Below are 16,737 nucleotides of genomic sequence, written 5' to 3'. Positions count from 1 at the left end.
CTTGGCAAGGGGTTGAAAAACAGGACGGCAAGGTCTCGAACAGTTCAGAACTGCTGGCCAAAACCGAAACGCAGCGGATAGAGACGGTCACCATGTTCCTTGCGGATCGGCACGGCGCCATCGATGTTGACGAGGCCGAACGGGCTCTTCCAGGACACGCCGAGACCGCCGGAAACACGCGGGATCAGGTTGTCACCGGTGATGGGGGTGTAGTTGTCGCCGTCATTCGTGCGGTTCGTATAGAGATGCTTGACGCGCAAGCCTGCGAGACTGCCGGCATCAATGAAGCCACGGCCCGAGATTCCGAGATCATCACCCATGGGCAGCGGGAAGTTGAGCTGTGCGGAGGCCGTGTACATGAAGCGGCCACCGAGCAGATCTTCCTGGCCCTGGGCCGGGATATAGACACCGTTGATCTTGAGATGGCCTGAACGCGGACCGACACCACCCTGGAGGAAGCCTCGCAGGTTTTCACCACCAAGATAGAAGTTATCGATGATGTTGCGGTTTCCGCTCGAGCTCCAGTCACCCATGTAACCGACGCCGCCTTTGAACTGGAACGTCCAGTCATGGTTTCCGGTCAGGTCATCAAGCGGCACATAATAGGCGCCGTCCGCCTTTACGCGGGCATATTTCGAGTTACCACCAAGACCAGCAAAATCACCACCGACCTTGAACATGTAACCCGAGTGCGGCTTGGTTCTCTGATCACGACGGTCATAGGTCACAGACGTGCTGATCTGCGAGAGCAGCGACCAGCCGGCCGACTGCTGGACGTAAATCGACGGAACGTACTGGATCAGGCTCGGATCTTCGGCGACGGCAGCAGCGTCGTAGAAGTTGCCGACCTGACGGTCAACGAGCGTATAGTTCCAGGACTGCGACAGGTATCGGTTATAGGCATAACCCAGACGCAGGCTCATGCCGTACTGGGATTCCTTATAGCTCTGATACGTCTGGTAGTTGTTCTGGATGAAGTAGAAATCCGCACCGGCCACAAGGTTACGATTCAGGAAGTACGGATCGGTAATGGAGATGTCGGCCTGCTTTTCATAGTAAGCGACCGTTCCGGAAATACCGGCATCCACACCCGTTCCGAGCAGGTTATGCTGCTTGATCGCGGCGTTACCGAGAATACCGACGTCCGTCGAATAACCGCCACCCAGGGAGAACTCGCCGGTCGGCTTTTCGACCACGTTCGCGGACACGTTCACACGGTCAGGTGCAGATCCCTGTGTCTGATCGACGGAGACCGAACTGAAATATCCGAGATCCTGAAGACCAAGCTTGGAATACTTGCGATCGAACGGTGTGTACGGGTCCCCTTCGGCCATCGGCAGGTTCCGACGGATCACATCATCATGGGTGATGGTATTGCCGTTGATGTCGATACGCTCAACATAGACATGCGGCCCCTCTGTCACATCGAACAGCAGGTCAACAACGTGCTTTTCCGGATTTCGGGCGATTTCCGAACGGACCATGGCGAACGGGTGACCGGTGGCCTGCAACCATTCCTGCATGTTCTTCGTGTTGTTCTGGATCGCCGTGCCGTCATAGATCTGATGCGGGAACAGCTCGACATGCGGGCGCAGCATCTCGGGCGTCACATGACGCACGCTGGAGCGCACATCCATCTTGCCCAGACGGTAGCGGTCGCCCTCATGCACGGTGAAGGTGATGTAGAACGACTTGTGATCAGGAGCCAGCTCACCCGTGGCATCCACCATATGGAAATCGACGAAGCCGTTATGCAGGTAAAAGCGACGCAGCAGCTCTGCATCGTACTTCACGCGCTCGGGGTTGTATTCATCCGAGGACGAGAAGAAACGGTACCAGATCGTCTCCTTGGACGAGATGACCTGGGAGAGGCGTGCTTCGCTGAAGGCATGGTTGCCGACGAAAACGATTTTCTTGATGAGCGTCTGCTGGGCTTCATTGATGTTGAAGACCACGTCCACACGGTTGTGGGACAGCTTGACGATCTGGGGCGTGACGGTCGCGCCGAAGCGGGCCTTGCCGGCATACTGGTTCAGGATCTTCTGGCGGTCGGCGGCAGTCGTCTGCGACGAGAACACGGCACGGGGACGCAGGCTGATTTCCTTGCGGAGATCCTCGTCCTTCAGCGCATGGTTACCCTCGAACACGATACGGTTGACGATCGGGTTCTCGACCAGGTCAACCAGAAGCGTGTTGCCATCACGGTGCAGCGTCACGTCCTTGAACAGACCCGTGGCGTAAAGCGTCTTCAGCGAGCGGTCGAGGTCATCCTGATTAAACGTGTCACCTGGCTGGGCGACCATGTAGGACAGCACCGTGCTCGTCTCGATACGGGTGTTTCCCTTTACCGAGATGGCCTGAATGATGTTTCCACCGGGGGCTGATGCCGGGGCCTGATGACGAACGGAACGCGCTTGAGCCGTTCCGAGGACGACGGGCAGCAGACAGGCTGATGCGAGAAGCACCAGACGCTTGTTCGAAGACCGGGAACCTCTTGACCGTGATCCTGACAAACCGGCTTTCCTTGTAACATATTTTTTGCAGGCGCCTGACACGTTACGCCATTGGCGGAGGTATCCGATAACCCCTGTCCCGCGCAAGATGCCCTGACGTGTTCAACTGTATCACAAGTCTTTTCAGAATATTTAGCTTACTGCGTGAAAGAGCCAGTGGAACAGTCCGATGTTGGTCAGATCGTTGACCGTTGAAAAGAGGAAAAGAGCGCCGATCAGAGCCATTCCGACCTGCATGCTCACTTCCTGCACCCTGCGTGAAACCGGGCGGCCGCGGATCGCCTCGCAGACATAGAACACGAGACGCCCCCCATCGAGCACGGGAATTGGGAAAAGATTGATCAGCCCAAGATTGATCGAAAGCAGCGCCATGAAGGAAATGATGCTGGCCAGACCGTAGCTGGCGACCTGGCCGGAGAGCTGCGCGATGCGAATCGTCCCCCCCAGCTCCTTCGCACTCCGTTGCCCGCTGAGGATCTGCCAGACGCCCTGAAGCGTCATGACCGATTTGTCCCAGGTCTCCTGCATCCCCATGATGAAGGCCGACGGCAGGGAAACGGGACGTCCCCTCGAGATGGCAAACGCCACGCCGAGGCTGCCCATGTCGTGGCCACCATTCTTCAGGGTGTCGAGCGTGACCGGCAGACTGAGATCTTCCGTGCCACGATGGATACCCAGAACCGTCTGCTGGCCGGGATGGGACGCGACGGTCGCCATGACATCCTCGGCACCAAGGATATGCGTATTGCCAATCCGGGTAATCACGTCACCGGGCTTTACACCCGCACGCTCCGCAGGACTTCCGGCCGTGACCTGCGAGATATCCCCGTGGATCTCGGGCTTGCCCACCACCGCGAACAGCACCGTGAAGGCCAGGATCGCGAAGATGAAATTGAAGACCGGACCCATGAGGATGACGATGGCCCGGGAGCCTACGGGCTTGTCATGGAAAGTCCGGCCCGGAATCCAGGCGGCTTTCTGTTCGTCGGTTGCATCTTCCGGACCTTCAAAGCCGTGCGGCTTGACGAACCCGCCCAGGGGAATGGCACTGATGCGCCATTCCGTGCCCGAGCGATCGTGCCAGCGATGCAAAGCAGGGCCGAAACCGATGGAAAAGGTATCGACCTTCACACCACGCCAGCGCGCCGCGAGGTAATGCCCGAGTTCATGGATGAAGACGAGGATCCCCAGAATCAGGACATAGGCCAGAATGGTCCGCAGAAGATCATGCATTCAGGGCGTTCTCGCTCACGTCGTTTCGCAGCCCCCCACTCTGCCGCAGGATATGGGCTTCGGCGAGGGCCCTGCCCCGCGCGTCCCAGTGCAGCACGTCATCGAGGGTCCTGAGTTCCGGATTTTCATCCATAGCCTGCAGCGCAGCGTCGATTGTCTCGCCGATACCGAGGAAGCCGATGCGCCGGTTGAGGAACGCATCCACGGCAACTTCGTTCGCGGCGGAGAAAACGGCTGGTGCCGCGCCACCGGCCCGGAGAACCTGGCGGGCAAGGCGCAGGGGGGCGAAGCGCACTTCATCCGGCGCTTCGAACTCCAGACGGCCATAGGCAGCAAGATCAAGACGCTCGCAGGGTGTCACCATGCGCTTCGGCCAGGCGAGTGTGTGGGCGATAGGAATGCGCATGTCGGCAGAGCCCATCTGGGAGACGAGGCTGCCATCCCGAAACTGTACCAGACCATGTACGACCGACTGCGGGTGAACCAGAACGTCGATCCGGTCTTCGGTCAGGCCAAAGAGACGGGCCGCCTCAATGACTTCCAGACCCTTGTTCGCCATTGAGGCGGAATCGATTGTGATCTTCGCGCCCATCGTCCAGGTTGGATGCTTCAGGGCCTTTTCCGGAGTAGCAGCGCGCATTTCCTCGATCGAGGATTTACGGAACGGCCCGCCGGAAGCCGTCAGAATGATTTTCTCGACGCTGTCCATGTCGCAGGCGCCGAGGGACTGGGCGATGGCGTTATGTTCCGAATCGACGGGCAGGAGCGTCGCACCGGCTTGGGCAACAGCGCGCAGCATGACATCGCCGGCGCAGACAAGCGCTTCCTTGTTCGCAAGCGCCACGGCATGACCGTTGCGGGCGGCAGCGAGCGTGGGTTCGAGGCCCGCGGCGCCCGTAATGGCTGCCATGGTCCAGTCGGCTTCCATGGCCCCGGCCTCAATGACGGCCTGACGGCCAGCGGCGGTCCGGATGCCCGTCCCGGCGAGGCAGGATTTCAGCTCTTCGTGACGGCTTTCGTCATGAATGACGGCGACTTCAGCGTTCAGACGACGGGCCTGTTCGGCCAGCAGGGCGGCGTTGCATCCGCCGACAAGGGCCCGCACCTCGATCTCATCCGGAATCCGGGCAAGAAGGTCGACCGTTGAAGTTCCGATACTGCCGGTGCTGCCGAGCACCGTAATGCGGCGGCGTGTTGAGCGCGCAGAACCGTCAGTCATGAGAAGAACTCCCCTGAAGAATGGGTGGGTGTGCAGAACCGCCAGTCAGATCTGCAGGCAGGATGGACCAGAAAGGCTGCGCGGCAACCGCGAGCGAAAGCAGTGCTGCGGCAGGTGCCGCGGCGAGAAGACCGTCAAAGCGGTCCAGAAGACCGCCATGTCCGGGAATCAGACGACCTGAATCCTTGACGCCGAGACGACGCTTGGCGGCGCTTTCCAGAAGGTCTCCGCTCTGGGAAAACACACTCAGGACAGCGCCGCAGACCAGGCCGCCAAGCTGGGTGCCCGGCACGGTCAGCCAGGCGACCAGACCACCGGCCAGCGCCGAACCAACAAGGCCGCCGATTGCGCCGGAGCGTGTCTTGCCCGGTGAAATCGAAGGAGCCAGCTTCGGGCCGCCGAAAATACGACCGGCCAGATAGGCGAAACTGTCGCTCGCGACCACAACGGAGATGACGAACAGAACGGACGCCATGCCGAGCGGCAGGTGCCGCAGCCACAGGAGCGACAGGCCCCCGATGATGGCAACCACGACGGGCACGCTGGCCGGAAAGCCGAAGATCAGCGTGGGCCAGATCATCCAGAAGGCTGCGCTCCACTCCCCTTTCAGGGCTGCCAGACCGGCGATGACGGGCCAGGCCAGCAGAAGGGCGCCACGCCATGTCTTGAGGGGCTGGCGGATAAGGGTTTCGCCTTCCCAGGCCAGACCGAACATCGCCAGAAGGATCAGGGCGTCATAGACCGCCCCCCCCTGCCAGATGCAGAACGCTGCAACCGGGATCAGGACCGCAGCGGACAGCAGGCGCAGGCGCAGGTCAGACCATCTGGAGGAGGCACTCATGCGGGGCGGCCACCAAACCTGCGCTGACGGCTTGCAAAGCGCGAGAGGGCTTCGAGAAACTCGACTTCGCCAAAATCGGGCCAGAGCACATCCATGAAAACCAGCTCCGCATAAGCACTCTGCCAGAGCAGGAAATTGGACAGTCGACACTCACCACTGGTGCGGATGACCAGATCGGGGTCGGGCATGTCGGAAGTCTGGAGCGCATCGTCGAGCATGGCTTCGCTGATGCTCTCGGCCGCGATTTTGCCGGCAACGGCGTCTTCAGCCAGCCTGCGGGCGGCCTGCACGATATCCGCGCGCCCACCATAGGACAGCGCGAGCGTGAGGGTCAGGGTCGTATTGTGGAGCGTCAGGGCTTCGGCGCGGCGCAGTTCTTCGCGCAGGGAACCCTCGAAGCGCTCGGGCTCACCGATAATCCGCAGTCGCACGCCCTGGGCATGAAGCTCGTTGATCTTGTGACGCAGATAGAAGCGCAGCAGAGATGTCAGATCCCCGACTTCCTCTGCGGAACGGCGCCAGTTTTCCGAAGAGAACGCATAAAGCGTCAGGTATCGCACACCCTGACGGATGGCCGTGCGAACACATTGCTGTACGGATTCCGCACCCTGACGGTGCCCTGCGGCCACAGGGAGTTTGCGCGCACGGGCCCAGCGGCCGTTCCCGTCCATGATCATGGCGATATGGACGGGAACGACGCTCACGCCGCCTCCGGATGAAGAGGAGACGATACGGTCGTGACGGGGAAGAGATCCTGCAGACAAATGCGCAATCAGACCTGTTTGATCTCGCGTTCTTTGTCCGCGAAAATATCGTCGACCTTCTTGATGTACTGGTCCGTCAGCTTCTGGATGGCGTCAGTCCAGGTCTTCATGTCGTCCTGACTGATCTCGCTCTTCTTTTCCAGCGCCTTGGTCTGTTCCATACCGTCACGACGCACGCCACGCACGGAAATCTTGCCGTTTTCGGTATAGCGGGCAGCTGCACGGGCCAGTTCATTACGGCGCTCTTCGGTCAGGGCCGGAATGGGAACGCGAACCGTCTGACCGTCCGTGGACGGGTTAAGGCCAAGCCCGCTGTCACGGATGGCACGCTCGACGGCGCCGACAACCGTGCGGTCCCAAACCGACACCGTCAGCATGCGGGCTTCGGGAACGGCGATGGAACCGACCTGCGACAGCGGAACTTCCGAGCCATAGGCTTCGACGCGCACCGGCTCCAGAAGGTTCGGGCTGGCCCGGCCCGAACGCAGGCCCGAAAGGTCCCGGCGCAGGCTTTCGATCGCACCGTCCATACGGCGTGTCAGATCGGCGAGAAGGTCATTCAGGGCAGCGGACATGAGCTGTTCCTTTCAGTTCGACGTGGTTTTCAGGAGAGAGCCTGAAGATTTCGTTGAAAATGCGGAGATCAGTCCGCTTCGATGATCTTTGTGAAGAGCCCTTCCCCACGCATCACGGCCCCGAAGGAGCCGGGAGCATGCATGTTGAAGACCACGATGGGCAACCTGTTTTCACGCGCCAGGCTGATGGCCGCGGCATCCATGACGTTCAGGTCGCGGGCCAGAACCTCGAGATAGGTCAGGCGATCATAGCGCTGGGCGTCAGGGTTGCGGCGCGGGTCGGCGGAATAGACGCCGTCCACCTGCGTGCCCTTGAAGAGCGCATCGCACTCCATCTCGTTGGCGCGCAGAGCGGCGGCCGTGTCCGTCGTGAAGAACGGATTGCCGGTGCCGGCTGCGAAAATGACGACGCGGCCCTTTTCCATGTGGCGCACGGCGCGGCGGCGGATATACGGCTCTGCAATGGCGGCCATCTGGATCGCGGTCATGACGCGCGTTTCCATGCCGCGGCGCTCGAGCGCGTTCTGCAGCATCAGCGCGTTGATGACGGTCGCCAGCATGCCGGCATAGTCACCCTGCGCGCGGTCCATGCCCTTGGCTGCGGCCGCAAGGCCGCGGAAGATGTTGCCACCGCCGACGACGAGGCAGACTTCCACTCCGGAAGCCACCACATCGGCGATATCGGCGGCAACCATGTCCACCATTACGGGGTCTACCCCTGACGGTCCGTCGCCCATGAGTGCCTCACCGGACACCTTGAGCAGGACGCGTTTGTAGGAGGGGCTCTGTTCTCGATTTTCGGTCATCATGCCCGTCTCTGGCTGGATGTGTCTTGACGTGCGCCTGTCATACAGACGTGGCGGGATTGGAACAAGCGATGTCAGGATGCCGGATTTCAAACGCTCCGGCACCTGTCTTTTTCAGTCGTCCAGACCAATGGCGCGCAGCCGGGCCTTTTCCTCGTCCCATCCCGCACGTTCCTTGACGTTCAGGAAAAGATGGCATTTGCGGTCCAGAAGCTCCTGAAGCTCCATCCGCGCCCGTGCGCCGAGGGACTTGATCTTGTGACCACCCTCCCCGATCAGGATGGCCTTGTGCCCGGGACGGGAGACGTAAATCGTCACCTCGATCCGCACCGATCCGTCCGGACGCTCCTTGAAGCTCTCGGTCTCGACAGTGGCCTGATAGGGAATTTCCTCATGCGTCTGCATGAAGATCTGCTCACGGACCAGCTCGGCAGCGAGCAGACGGTCCGGCAGGTCCGTCAGGTCATCTTCGGGATAGAGGAACGGGCCTTCAGGCAGTTCGGCAGCCAGACGGGCCATCAGATCGCTCACGCCCTCGCCCGAACGGGCGCTCAACATGAAGACGTGCTCGACATTGATGAGACCGCTGATTTCCTGCGTCAGAGGCAGGAGTTCACCGCGCTCGACGAGATCCGTCTTGTTCAGAACGAGCCAGATGCGGTTCTTGCTTTCGGCCAGCTTGGCGATGATCTCGCGGACATCCTCGCGCAGGCCGGATTTTGCATCCACCAGCAGCAGGGTCAGATCCGCGTCCTGCGAGCCGGACCAGGCCGCGTTGACCATCGCCCGGTCGAGGCGACGGCGCGGCTTGAAGATGCCGGGCAGGTCCACGAGGATGATCTGGGCATTGTCCTGCATGACGATGCCGAGCGTCCTGAAACGGGTCGTCTGGGCCTTGGGGCTGACGATGGACAGCTTGGCTCCGGCAATCCGGTTGAGCAGGGTGGATTTCCCCGCATTCGGGGCGCCGACGAGAGCCACGAAACCGCAGCGCGTGGTCATGTTCTGATCCTTTGTTGATGACATCTCAGGACGCCACATTCTGACCGAGGTGTTTCAGCAGGGCGGTTGCCGCTGCGCTTTCTGCCAGCCTCTTGCTGCCGGCTTCTCCCGTTCCCGTATGCCCCATGGTCGTGACGCTGACGCGAAAGACCGGCGCATGTGACGGACCGTCCGAAGACAGGAGTTCGTAATGCGGAAGCGGCAGCCCCTGCGAGAGCATGTATTCCTGCAGCAGCGTCTTGGGCTCCTTGTGGGGCCGGTCGGCGCTTTCGATGCGGGCCTGCCAGTACTGGTGCACCACACGACGGGCCGGTTCCAGACCGCCATCGAGATACAGCGCACCGAGAAGGGCTTCCATTGCGTCCGCACGGATGCTGGACAGACGCCGGATGCCGGCATCTTCCTCATGCGGGGAAATCTGGAGCGAGGCCGAAAGACCGACCTGATCGGCGATTTCGGCCAGCACGGTTCGCGATACCAGATGGGCGTGACGGGGACCGAGGGCCCCTTCCTGCTCGTCCGGATACCGCTCCAGCAGCCACTCGGCCATCAACAGGCCAAGGACGCGATCGCCGATGAATTCGAGGCGTTCGTTCGATCCGCTGCCCTTGGGGCGCTGGTTCCGGCGGGCACGACGCGGGTCGCGCCCGGAAACGGCAGAACGGTGCGTCAGGGCCTCGCTCAGCAGTTCGGGCTTCTTGAAGTTATGCCCCAGGGCAGCCTGCATCGAGGCCAGGGCTTCTGTGTGGGAAAGTTTCATGTGACGGAATGCAGGAAGCGGTTCCAGCGGATCTCGGTCGGCCAGTACCAGAACTGCCAGGCAGGGTGACGCATATCCATGGAGAACAGAACGATGGGCGCGCGACCGACAAGGTTCTGCATCGGGACAAAGCCGAGATCATCGGGACCATCGCCCTGAAAACGGCTGTCGGCACTGTCATCACGGTCATCGCCCATGGCGAAAAAGGAGCCCTCCGGCACGACATATTCGGGCGTGTCGTTGGCGAATCCCTCATCCGTCAGCTTGAGGATGTCATGCTCGACTGTGGGACGACCCGCACTTCCCGGGAGGCTTTCGCGATAGCGGTCGCCACTGAGGAGACGGTTGTTCTCGTCCAGCACTTCGTAGTGACCGAGCGCCGTGCGGGGGACTTCGATACCATTGAGGATCAGCTTGCCGCCCGTGACCTGGATATGGTCGCCGGGCAGGCCGATGATGCGCTTGATATAGTCCACGGACGTATCACGCGTGAAACGGAAGACCGCAACGTCGCCGCGATGGGGTTCAGAACCCAGAATCCGGCCGCTGAAGACATTCGGCGAGAACGGAAACGAGAAGCGCGAATAGCCGTAGCTGAACTTCGAGACCAGAACGAAATCGCCGATCTGCAGCGTCGGGATCATCGAGCCGGACGGGATGTTGAAAGGCTCCACCACGAGGGATCGCACGGCAAATACGGCCAGCAGCAGCACGCAGAAATAGCGGATGCTTTCGCCAAGCGTCTCTTCGCGGCGCGCGGGCTTGTCGCCGGCACTTTCTGAACCCTGCACGGGCCTGTTCTCCTTGGTCATGAGACGCTCTTAACGCAGCTTGGCGGCATTGGCGAGCGGTTCAATCCGTACGCATGATTGCGGAGCGGACTGCACACCCACCAAGGGGACGGATTGTATGATGACCTGCGCAAGAGCAAAGGGCGGATCATCACTCATACTAACGAGCAGCTGGGCTCCCTGCCCTGGCGGGGTCAGGCGCTTCAGGGCTTCTTCCGCCCCGCCTGAAAGCAGGAGTTCCGGCGCCCCGCCCGGGCCGTTGCAGACTCCGATATCCTGAAGCAGGACCCCGTTCGCGAAGCCTGTTCCCAGAGCCTTGGCGCAGGCTTCCTTGGCCGCCCAGCGCTTCGCATAGCTCCCCATGCGCGCAGCCCCCGCGAAACGATCAGCATAGGCACGCTCGGCTTCGGTAAAAACGCGATTCAGGAAACGGTCCCCAAAGCGTTCGACGCTTTTTTCAATGCGCGAAATCATGCACAGGTCCGTCCCCATGCCGAGGATCATGGCGTCATCCCTTGGCGCGCTCGACCTGCATGACGCCCACCGCTGTCCGGAACGCCGCGATCATGGACGAGAGGTGACGCAGGTCCTTCACTTCAAGATCGACCAGAATTTCCATGAAATCGAGCTGACGGTTCACGATCTTGAGGTTAATGACACTGCCATTGTGCTTGGCGGCCACGTTGGTGAGCGTTGCAAGAACCTCGGGTTCGTTAGCGGCCACGACCGACAGGCGGGCCGTATAGGGCTCGGCGCCCTGACGGCGACCGAGAGCCTCGTAGTCCCAGTCCACTTCCAGGAAACGCTCGGGCGTATCGGCGAAACTGGACAGGTTCTGGCAGCCACGACGATGGATCGTGACACCCTTGCCCTGAGCAATGATCCCGACGATCGGATCACCCGGCAGCGGGCGGCAGCAGCCGGCAAAGCTGATGGCGATGCCCGAGCCGATTCCCTTGATCGTGCTTCCCGAATGGGCCGCCGTATTCTTGGAGCCGGCATGCCCTGCGCCGAGCATGAGGGACTGGCCGAAACGTGGAGAAAGCCCGGGCACCATTCTCGGCGCGCGGACGCTCTGACGCAGCTCCGGATAGGCCGTATTGACCACATCCTTGGGACCGAGCTGACCGTTTCCGACCGAGACGTACAGGTCTTCCACCGAAGCCTGACGCAGTTCCTTGAGAATCCCATCGAGGACTTTTTCGGAACCGTCCACGCCTTCCTGACGGAACGCCTTGGCGATGGCGGCACGCCCATTGTCGAGATGGACCTGACGCTGCTGCTGCGCCACGAAACGCCGGATACGGGCGCGAGCCTTGCCGGTTGCGACAAAGCGCTCCCAGGACGGTGACGGCGTGCCGCCACGGGCCGTCATGATCTCGACCTGATCGCCGTTCTGTAGCTCGTGCCGCAGAGGCATCAGGCGACCATTGACCTTCGCGCCCACACAGGTATCGCCAACCTGACTGTGCACCGCATAGGCAAAATCGACGGGCGTTGCGCCACGCGGCAGGGAAATCAGTTGCCCTTTGGGGGTAAAGCAGAAAACCTGATCCTGATAAAGTTCAAGCTTGGTGTTTTCGAGGAACTCGTCGGGAGCCTGACTGTCCTCGAGAATTTCCAGCAGATCCTGAACCCAGCGGAGCTTGCGGGTCGGCGCGCCGAACGCAGACGACAGGGCCGCGGCTTCACGCTCGCTCGGTGTCGCATGCTCCTTGTAGGCCCAGTGCGAGGCCACGCCGTTTTCAGCCAGATCGTGCATTTCGGCGGTCCGGATCTGGACCTCGATCTTCTGATTGCGCGGATGACGCAGGGTCACGCCGGTATGAAGGCTCTGATATCCGTTGGCCTTGGGTGTGGAGATGTAATCCTTGAAGCGCCCGGCGATCATTGGATAGGCGCCGTGGATCGCGCCGAGCGCCATGTAGCAGGCGTCGCGTGTAGGCACGAGCAGACGGAATGCCATGATGTCCGAGAGCTGCTCAAACGCCACGTTCCGGCGCTGCATTTTTTCCCAGATTGAATAGGGCGATTTTTCACGCCCCGTCACTTCGACCTTATCGATCCCGCTTTCGGCGCACAGGGCCATCAATTCCTGGCGGACCTGCTCGATGACATCTGCCCCCTGCCCCCGCAGGAAGTTCAGGCGGGCACGGATCGTCGCATCGGCTTCGGGCTCAAGCTGGGCGAAGGAAAGGTTCTGAAGCTCCGTCTTGACGCGATCCATACCGATGCGCTCGGCCAGAGGCGCATAGATATCCATCGTCTCGCGGGCGATACGCTGCCGGCGGTCGGTCCGCTGCACGTAATGCAGCGTGCGCATGTTGTGCAGACGATCGGCCAGTTTGACGATGAGAACGCGGATATCCCGCGACATGGCCAGAACGAGTTTGCGGAAGTTCTCGGCCTGTTTGGTGCGATCGGACTGGAGTTCAAGCCGGGTGAGCTTCGTCACGCCATCGACGAGAGCCGCGACATCCTCGCCGAAACGGGCTTTAAGAGAATCACAGGAAACGCCCGTATCTTCGACGGTATCGTGAAGCAGCCCCACCATGATCGAAGTCGCATCCATGCGGAAACCGGCGAGGATGTTTGCAACTGCAATGGGATGGGTGATGTAGGCATCGCCATTGTCGCGCCGCTGCCCGTTATGGGCATTGGCGGCGACATCATAGGCAGCTTCGATCCGGGTCAGATCAGCGGACGGATCGTAGCTTTCGATCCGTCGGAGCAGTCCGGCGATGGACGGCTTGAAGTCCCCGCTCGCTACGGGCGGGGGCGCAGTTGGGGAAGATGCATCAGGCATGAAGCATATCCCCCTTTCAGTGGAATTGGGCAGAAATCAGCGACGACCCCGGCCACCCAGTTCAGCTTCGATCGCGGCAGCCTCGTCAGCAGACATGTTCTCTGCCATGTGGGCGTGCTCTTCCTCGGTGGAGACATCCTGCAGACCGAAGATGTTCTGGTCGGTCGGGATGAGATCCAGCACTTCCTCATCGACGGGCTCCGGCTCCGGCGCACGGGCCAAGGAGCGGATGATGCCTTCGCGCAGGACCGGCAGGCTCACCTTGTCTTCGGCGATTTCGCGCAGGGCAACGACCGTGTTCTTGTCGTTTTCACGATCCAGACGGATTTCCTCACCGCGCGACAGGCCGCGTGCACGCTGTGCAGCAAGCAGAACCAGTTCGAAACGGTTAGGAACCTTCTCGATGCAATCTTCGACGGTTACGCGCGCCATGCGACAGGCCCCCTTCGGGTAAGACTAGGAATAAAATAAGAGAGAATGCTGGCAATAACATGCGGTTCATGCGATTGCAATCCGCACCTGCCTCACCTCCGGAATTGAACCTGAGTGCATCCAAGCTCGTTCGCAGCTGGAAGGCAGCCTCTGCCCCTGTCGTACAGGGAAACATATTTTACATACCAGGATTACCATTATGCTTCTGCGCCAGAACGAACGCACAGCCCTTTTCATCGACGGCGCCAGCCTCCATCACGCAGCCCGCAATCTGGGGTTTGAAGTCGACTTCCGCAGCCTGCGCAACCTGTTTGAAAGCCAGTGCCTTTTCCAGCGTGCCTTCTATTACGCCGCAATGCCCGAAACGGACGACTATTCCCCCCTTCGTCCCCTGACCGACTGGCTGGCCTATAACGGCTATCACCTCGTGCTGAAAAATGCCCGGGAGTTTACGGATCATTCAGGAAGACGGCGTATCAAGGGAAACATGGATGTCGAACTGACAGTGGATCTTCTGGAGCAGGCCGGCCGCCTCGATCATGCCGTGATCGTAAGCGGTGATTCCGACCTGCGACGCGCCGTGGAAGCGGTACAGGCGCGCGGGGTCCGGGTCACGGTCATTTCCTCGATGCGCTCGACGCCCCCCATGATCGGGGACGACCTGCGCCGTCAGGCTGACCTGTTCGTGGAACTGGCCGACATTGCGCCTTCGTTCACGCGCCGTCAGGCGGAACCGCGCAATCCCCCCAGACAGGGACCTGTCCGTCATCCTGCCGACATCAACAGTGACGAGACCAGCGATTCATGACACCTCGGGCTTCTACCGGACCGACCGCTTCCCCGCCGCCGCCTCTTCCCGCTTCGGAAGGGGGGCGCTCAGGAATTGGGCCTCTTTCAGCCGAGATGCTGATCGTGTGCCTTGATCCGGAAGACGCCGTGGAGACTCTGGGCTCCTTTCTGCGGGCCAACACTATCGTTTTCGATGCAGCGCCCGCATCGCCGGACGCGATCGTGGGGCGCGTCACCACCGTGATGCAGCCCCTCTCTCCCCAGCCGCTGGCCCTTCCTTCCGAACTTGAGGAGTGCAGCGAGGCCCTGTGCACTGAACTGCAGAACATGCACAGGCTCAAACTGGTCCTGACGCTTGGAATCAGCGCGCATATCGCCGTGCTCGGGGCATGCGGAATTCCGCTTTCGCGGCTTGATTTCCGGCCCGGCGAAATCACCCATCTGCCGGACGGGTTGCTTCTGGCGGATGGGTGTCACTTCCCGACCCGCCCCATTCCAGCTGACATGCTGACGCAGCGGCGCTCGGCCCTAACGGAACTCTCTCCGAAAATCCGCGCGGCCCTGCGGCCGGCAGCCTGAGCAGCCTGCCTTGTGACTAGGTCCCGTTTCCTATCCGTGACCGCGGCAGGAAACGGCTCAGCAGAATCAGGGCCACGGCTGCGAGATAAGGAGCGGACACACTGTTCAGGGTCTTGAAGGACAGGAAAAAGTGGATGCCCGCCAGAATTGCTGCGGGATAGATCAGCCGATGCAGAAACTTCCATCGCCGCTTGAGCAGACGCATAGACAGGGCATTGGACGTGAGGGCAAGCGGAATGAGCAGGACGAGCGCACTCATTCCCAGAATGACGAAATAGCGGTGCGTCATGTCCACCCACAGGACTGACCAGTCAAAACCATGATCGAGGCCGACATAGGCCAGCAGGTGCAGACTGGCATAGAAAAACGCCAGCAGGCCCGTCAGGCGCCGATATCGGAGCAGGTTCAGGCCTGTGAAACGCCTCAGCGGCACAAGGGCGAGGCAGACCAGCAGGAACCGGAACGCCCAGAGACCCAGTGAGCGTTCAAAGACATTGACGGGATCGACACCGAGCGCGCCATGTTGCCCCTGCCAGACGAGCCACACGGCCGGGATCATGCCGACCGGATACAGAACCAGGCGCCAGTGCCGTTTCAGGACGCCGGGTATCTCTGAAACGGCAGGCGGGGGGCGTGCCGGCATCAGAAGTTTTTCCGCAGATCCATGCCACGATAAAGATCTGCGACCTGCTCCCCGTAACCATTGAACATCAGGGTCGGCTGCCGCGTGGCGCCGAACAGGGAATGGGCGCCGATGACCCGCTCGGTCGCCTGGCTCCAGCGGGGATGATCGACCTGCGGATTGACGTTGGCGTAGAAGCCGTATTCGTCAGGAGCGAGCCTGTTCCATGTTGTCGGAGGCTCGTGGTCCAGCAGGCGGATGCGCTGGATCGACTTGATCCCCTTGAACCCATATTTCCAGGGGACGACCAGACGCAGGGGCGCACCGTTCTGGTTCGGCAGGGTCTCACCGTAAATGCCCAGCGCTAGAAGGGTCAGCGGGTTCATGGCTTCGTCCAGACGCAGTCCCTCAACATAAGGCCACTGGATTCCAGAGAGCGCCTCGTTCTGACCGGGCATTTCGGAGGGCCGCACGATGCTTTCGAAAGCGACATGCGTGGCGCGAGGATCGGGATCAGCATCCTTCAGCAGCGTGGCAAGCGGGATACCATCCCAGGGGATGACCATGGACCACGCCTCTACGCAGCGCATGCGGTAGATGCGTTCCTCAATCGCCGGGGAGCGTAGAAGCTGCTCCACATCCAGGCGGACCGGCCTGCGAACGAGGCCGGTGATTTCGAGCGTCCACGGCAGAGGATGGAAAGCCTGCGACTGAGTCGCGGGGTCAACCTTGCCCATGCCGAATTCATAGAAGTTGTTGTAATGCGTCACGTCTTCGTGTGGCGTGGGCGTAAGGTTTCCCGAATATGGCCCTGGATGTGTCTGGAGTGTTGCTGCGTCAGCAGTGGCGGAAACTGCGCCCAGCGCTGCCGCACCGCCGATGAGGCTGCGTCGCGAGAGATACATCTCCCTCGGCGTGATTTCGGACGGCAGGGGGCGGGGATAGCGAAAAAGCGCCATGATCAATTTCCGGACTCTGCGAAACTCTGGCACCTATGATGCGTGA

The 16,737-nt window shown here is 61.0% G+C and carries 17 protein-coding genes; 2 read left to right on the top strand and 15 right to left on the bottom strand.

Annotated elements, in window-relative coordinates:
* Window positions 1-44: 44 nt before the first annotated feature.
* From bamA to rpoZ, 13 genes are all read right to left on the bottom strand, one after another.
* On the bottom strand, window positions 45-2,513 hold the full coding sequence (gene bamA, locus HKD27_RS01600) for an outer membrane protein assembly factor BamA (protein ID WP_062495887.1): 2,469 nt from the start codon (window positions 2,511-2,513) through the stop codon (window positions 45-47).
* 132 nt (window positions 2,514-2,645) lie between these two features.
* Window positions 2,646-3,746 carry an RIP metalloprotease RseP gene (rseP, locus tag HKD27_RS01595; protein ID WP_194688154.1) on the bottom strand — a complete coding sequence of 367 codons (1,101 nt, stop codon included), beginning with the start codon at window positions 3,744-3,746 and terminating at the stop codon, window positions 2,646-2,648.
* Window positions 3,739-4,965, bottom strand: a complete 1,227-nt coding sequence (gene dxr, locus HKD27_RS01590) for a 1-deoxy-D-xylulose-5-phosphate reductoisomerase (protein ID WP_194688155.1) — start codon at window positions 4,963-4,965, stop codon at window positions 3,739-3,741. Before dxr ends, rseP begins: the two co-directional genes overlap by 8 nt.
* On the bottom strand, window positions 4,958-5,806 hold the full coding sequence (locus tag HKD27_RS01585) for a phosphatidate cytidylyltransferase (protein ID WP_194688156.1): 849 nt from the start codon (window positions 5,804-5,806) through the stop codon (window positions 4,958-4,960). The genes dxr and HKD27_RS01585 overlap by 8 nt, the downstream gene beginning before the upstream one ends.
* Complete coding sequence (uppS, locus tag HKD27_RS01580) at window positions 5,803-6,483, bottom strand: polyprenyl diphosphate synthase (protein WP_049750784.1); 681 nt, start codon at window positions 6,481-6,483, stop codon at window positions 5,803-5,805. The genes HKD27_RS01585 and uppS overlap by 4 nt, the downstream gene beginning before the upstream one ends.
* Window positions 6,484-6,578: 95 nt before the next feature.
* Window positions 6,579-7,145 carry a ribosome recycling factor gene (frr, locus tag HKD27_RS01575; RefSeq protein WP_041112076.1) on the bottom strand — a complete coding sequence of 189 codons (567 nt, stop codon included), beginning with the start codon at window positions 7,143-7,145 and terminating at the stop codon, window positions 6,579-6,581.
* Between the two features lie 68 nt (window positions 7,146-7,213).
* Window positions 7,214-7,954 (bottom strand): UMP kinase, encoded by a 741-nt coding sequence (gene pyrH, locus HKD27_RS01570; protein WP_194264144.1) that lies wholly within the window; start codon window positions 7,952-7,954, stop codon window positions 7,214-7,216.
* Window positions 7,955-8,065: 111 nt separating this feature from the next.
* Complete coding sequence (gene era, locus HKD27_RS01565) at window positions 8,066-8,953, bottom strand: GTPase Era (protein WP_011253331.1); 888 nt, start codon at window positions 8,951-8,953, stop codon at window positions 8,066-8,068.
* Between the two features lie 25 nt (window positions 8,954-8,978).
* On the bottom strand, window positions 8,979-9,713 hold the full coding sequence (gene rnc, locus HKD27_RS01560) for a ribonuclease III (protein WP_062456383.1): 735 nt from the start codon (window positions 9,711-9,713) through the stop codon (window positions 8,979-8,981).
* Window positions 9,710-10,525, bottom strand: a complete 816-nt coding sequence (gene lepB / locus HKD27_RS01555; protein WP_228120257.1) for a signal peptidase I — start codon at window positions 10,523-10,525, stop codon at window positions 9,710-9,712. The genes rnc and lepB overlap by 4 nt, the downstream gene beginning before the upstream one ends.
* Before the next feature lie 9 nt (window positions 10,526-10,534).
* Window positions 10,535-11,008: a holo-ACP synthase gene (gene acpS / locus HKD27_RS01550; protein ID WP_194688157.1), complete on the bottom strand. Its 474-nt coding sequence runs from the start codon at window positions 11,006-11,008 to the stop codon at window positions 10,535-10,537.
* Between the two features lie 4 nt (window positions 11,009-11,012).
* A complete protein-coding gene (locus HKD27_RS01545) occupies window positions 11,013-13,310 on the bottom strand; it encodes a bifunctional (p)ppGpp synthetase/guanosine-3',5'-bis(diphosphate) 3'-pyrophosphohydrolase (RefSeq protein WP_011253327.1) in 2,298 nt (765 codons plus the stop codon).
* Between the two features lie 36 nt (window positions 13,311-13,346).
* Window positions 13,347-13,742 carry a DNA-directed RNA polymerase subunit omega gene (gene rpoZ, locus HKD27_RS01540; RefSeq protein WP_024716831.1) on the bottom strand — a complete coding sequence of 132 codons (396 nt, stop codon included), beginning with the start codon at window positions 13,740-13,742 and terminating at the stop codon, window positions 13,347-13,349.
* Between the two features lie 199 nt (window positions 13,743-13,941).
* Between rpoZ and HKD27_RS01535 the strand changes: the two genes are divergently transcribed.
* Window positions 13,942-14,550, top strand: coding sequence for an NYN domain-containing protein (locus HKD27_RS01535; protein ID WP_062456370.1), 609 nt, complete (start codon window positions 13,942-13,944; stop codon window positions 14,548-14,550).
* The gene (locus tag HKD27_RS01530) at window positions 14,547-15,110 is read left to right on the top strand and encodes a hypothetical protein (RefSeq protein WP_194688158.1); all 564 of its coding nucleotides are present in this window, start codon (window positions 14,547-14,549) and stop codon (window positions 15,108-15,110) included. Before HKD27_RS01535 ends, HKD27_RS01530 begins: the two co-directional genes overlap by 4 nt.
* Before the next feature lie 16 nt (window positions 15,111-15,126).
* Here the strand turns inward: HKD27_RS01530 and msrQ are convergent, their stop codons facing one another.
* Both msrQ and msrP read right to left on the bottom strand, forming a co-directional pair.
* Window positions 15,127-15,753: a protein-methionine-sulfoxide reductase heme-binding subunit MsrQ gene (gene msrQ / locus HKD27_RS01525; protein ID WP_194688159.1), complete on the bottom strand. Its 627-nt coding sequence runs from the start codon at window positions 15,751-15,753 to the stop codon at window positions 15,127-15,129.
* The gene (msrP, locus tag HKD27_RS01520; protein ID WP_194688160.1) at window positions 15,753-16,691 is read right to left on the bottom strand and encodes a protein-methionine-sulfoxide reductase catalytic subunit MsrP; all 939 of its coding nucleotides are present in this window, start codon (window positions 16,689-16,691) and stop codon (window positions 15,753-15,755) included. The genes msrQ and msrP overlap by 1 nt, the downstream gene beginning before the upstream one ends.
* Window positions 16,692-16,737 lie beyond the last annotated feature (46 nt).

This window comes from Gluconobacter sp. R75690, assembly GCF_015244525.1.
Classification (GTDB): Bacteria; Pseudomonadota; Alphaproteobacteria; order Acetobacterales; family Acetobacteraceae; genus Gluconobacter; species Gluconobacter potus.
Note: the sequence above shows the minus strand (reverse complement) of the source record. Positions and strands in the feature narration are given on the sequence as shown.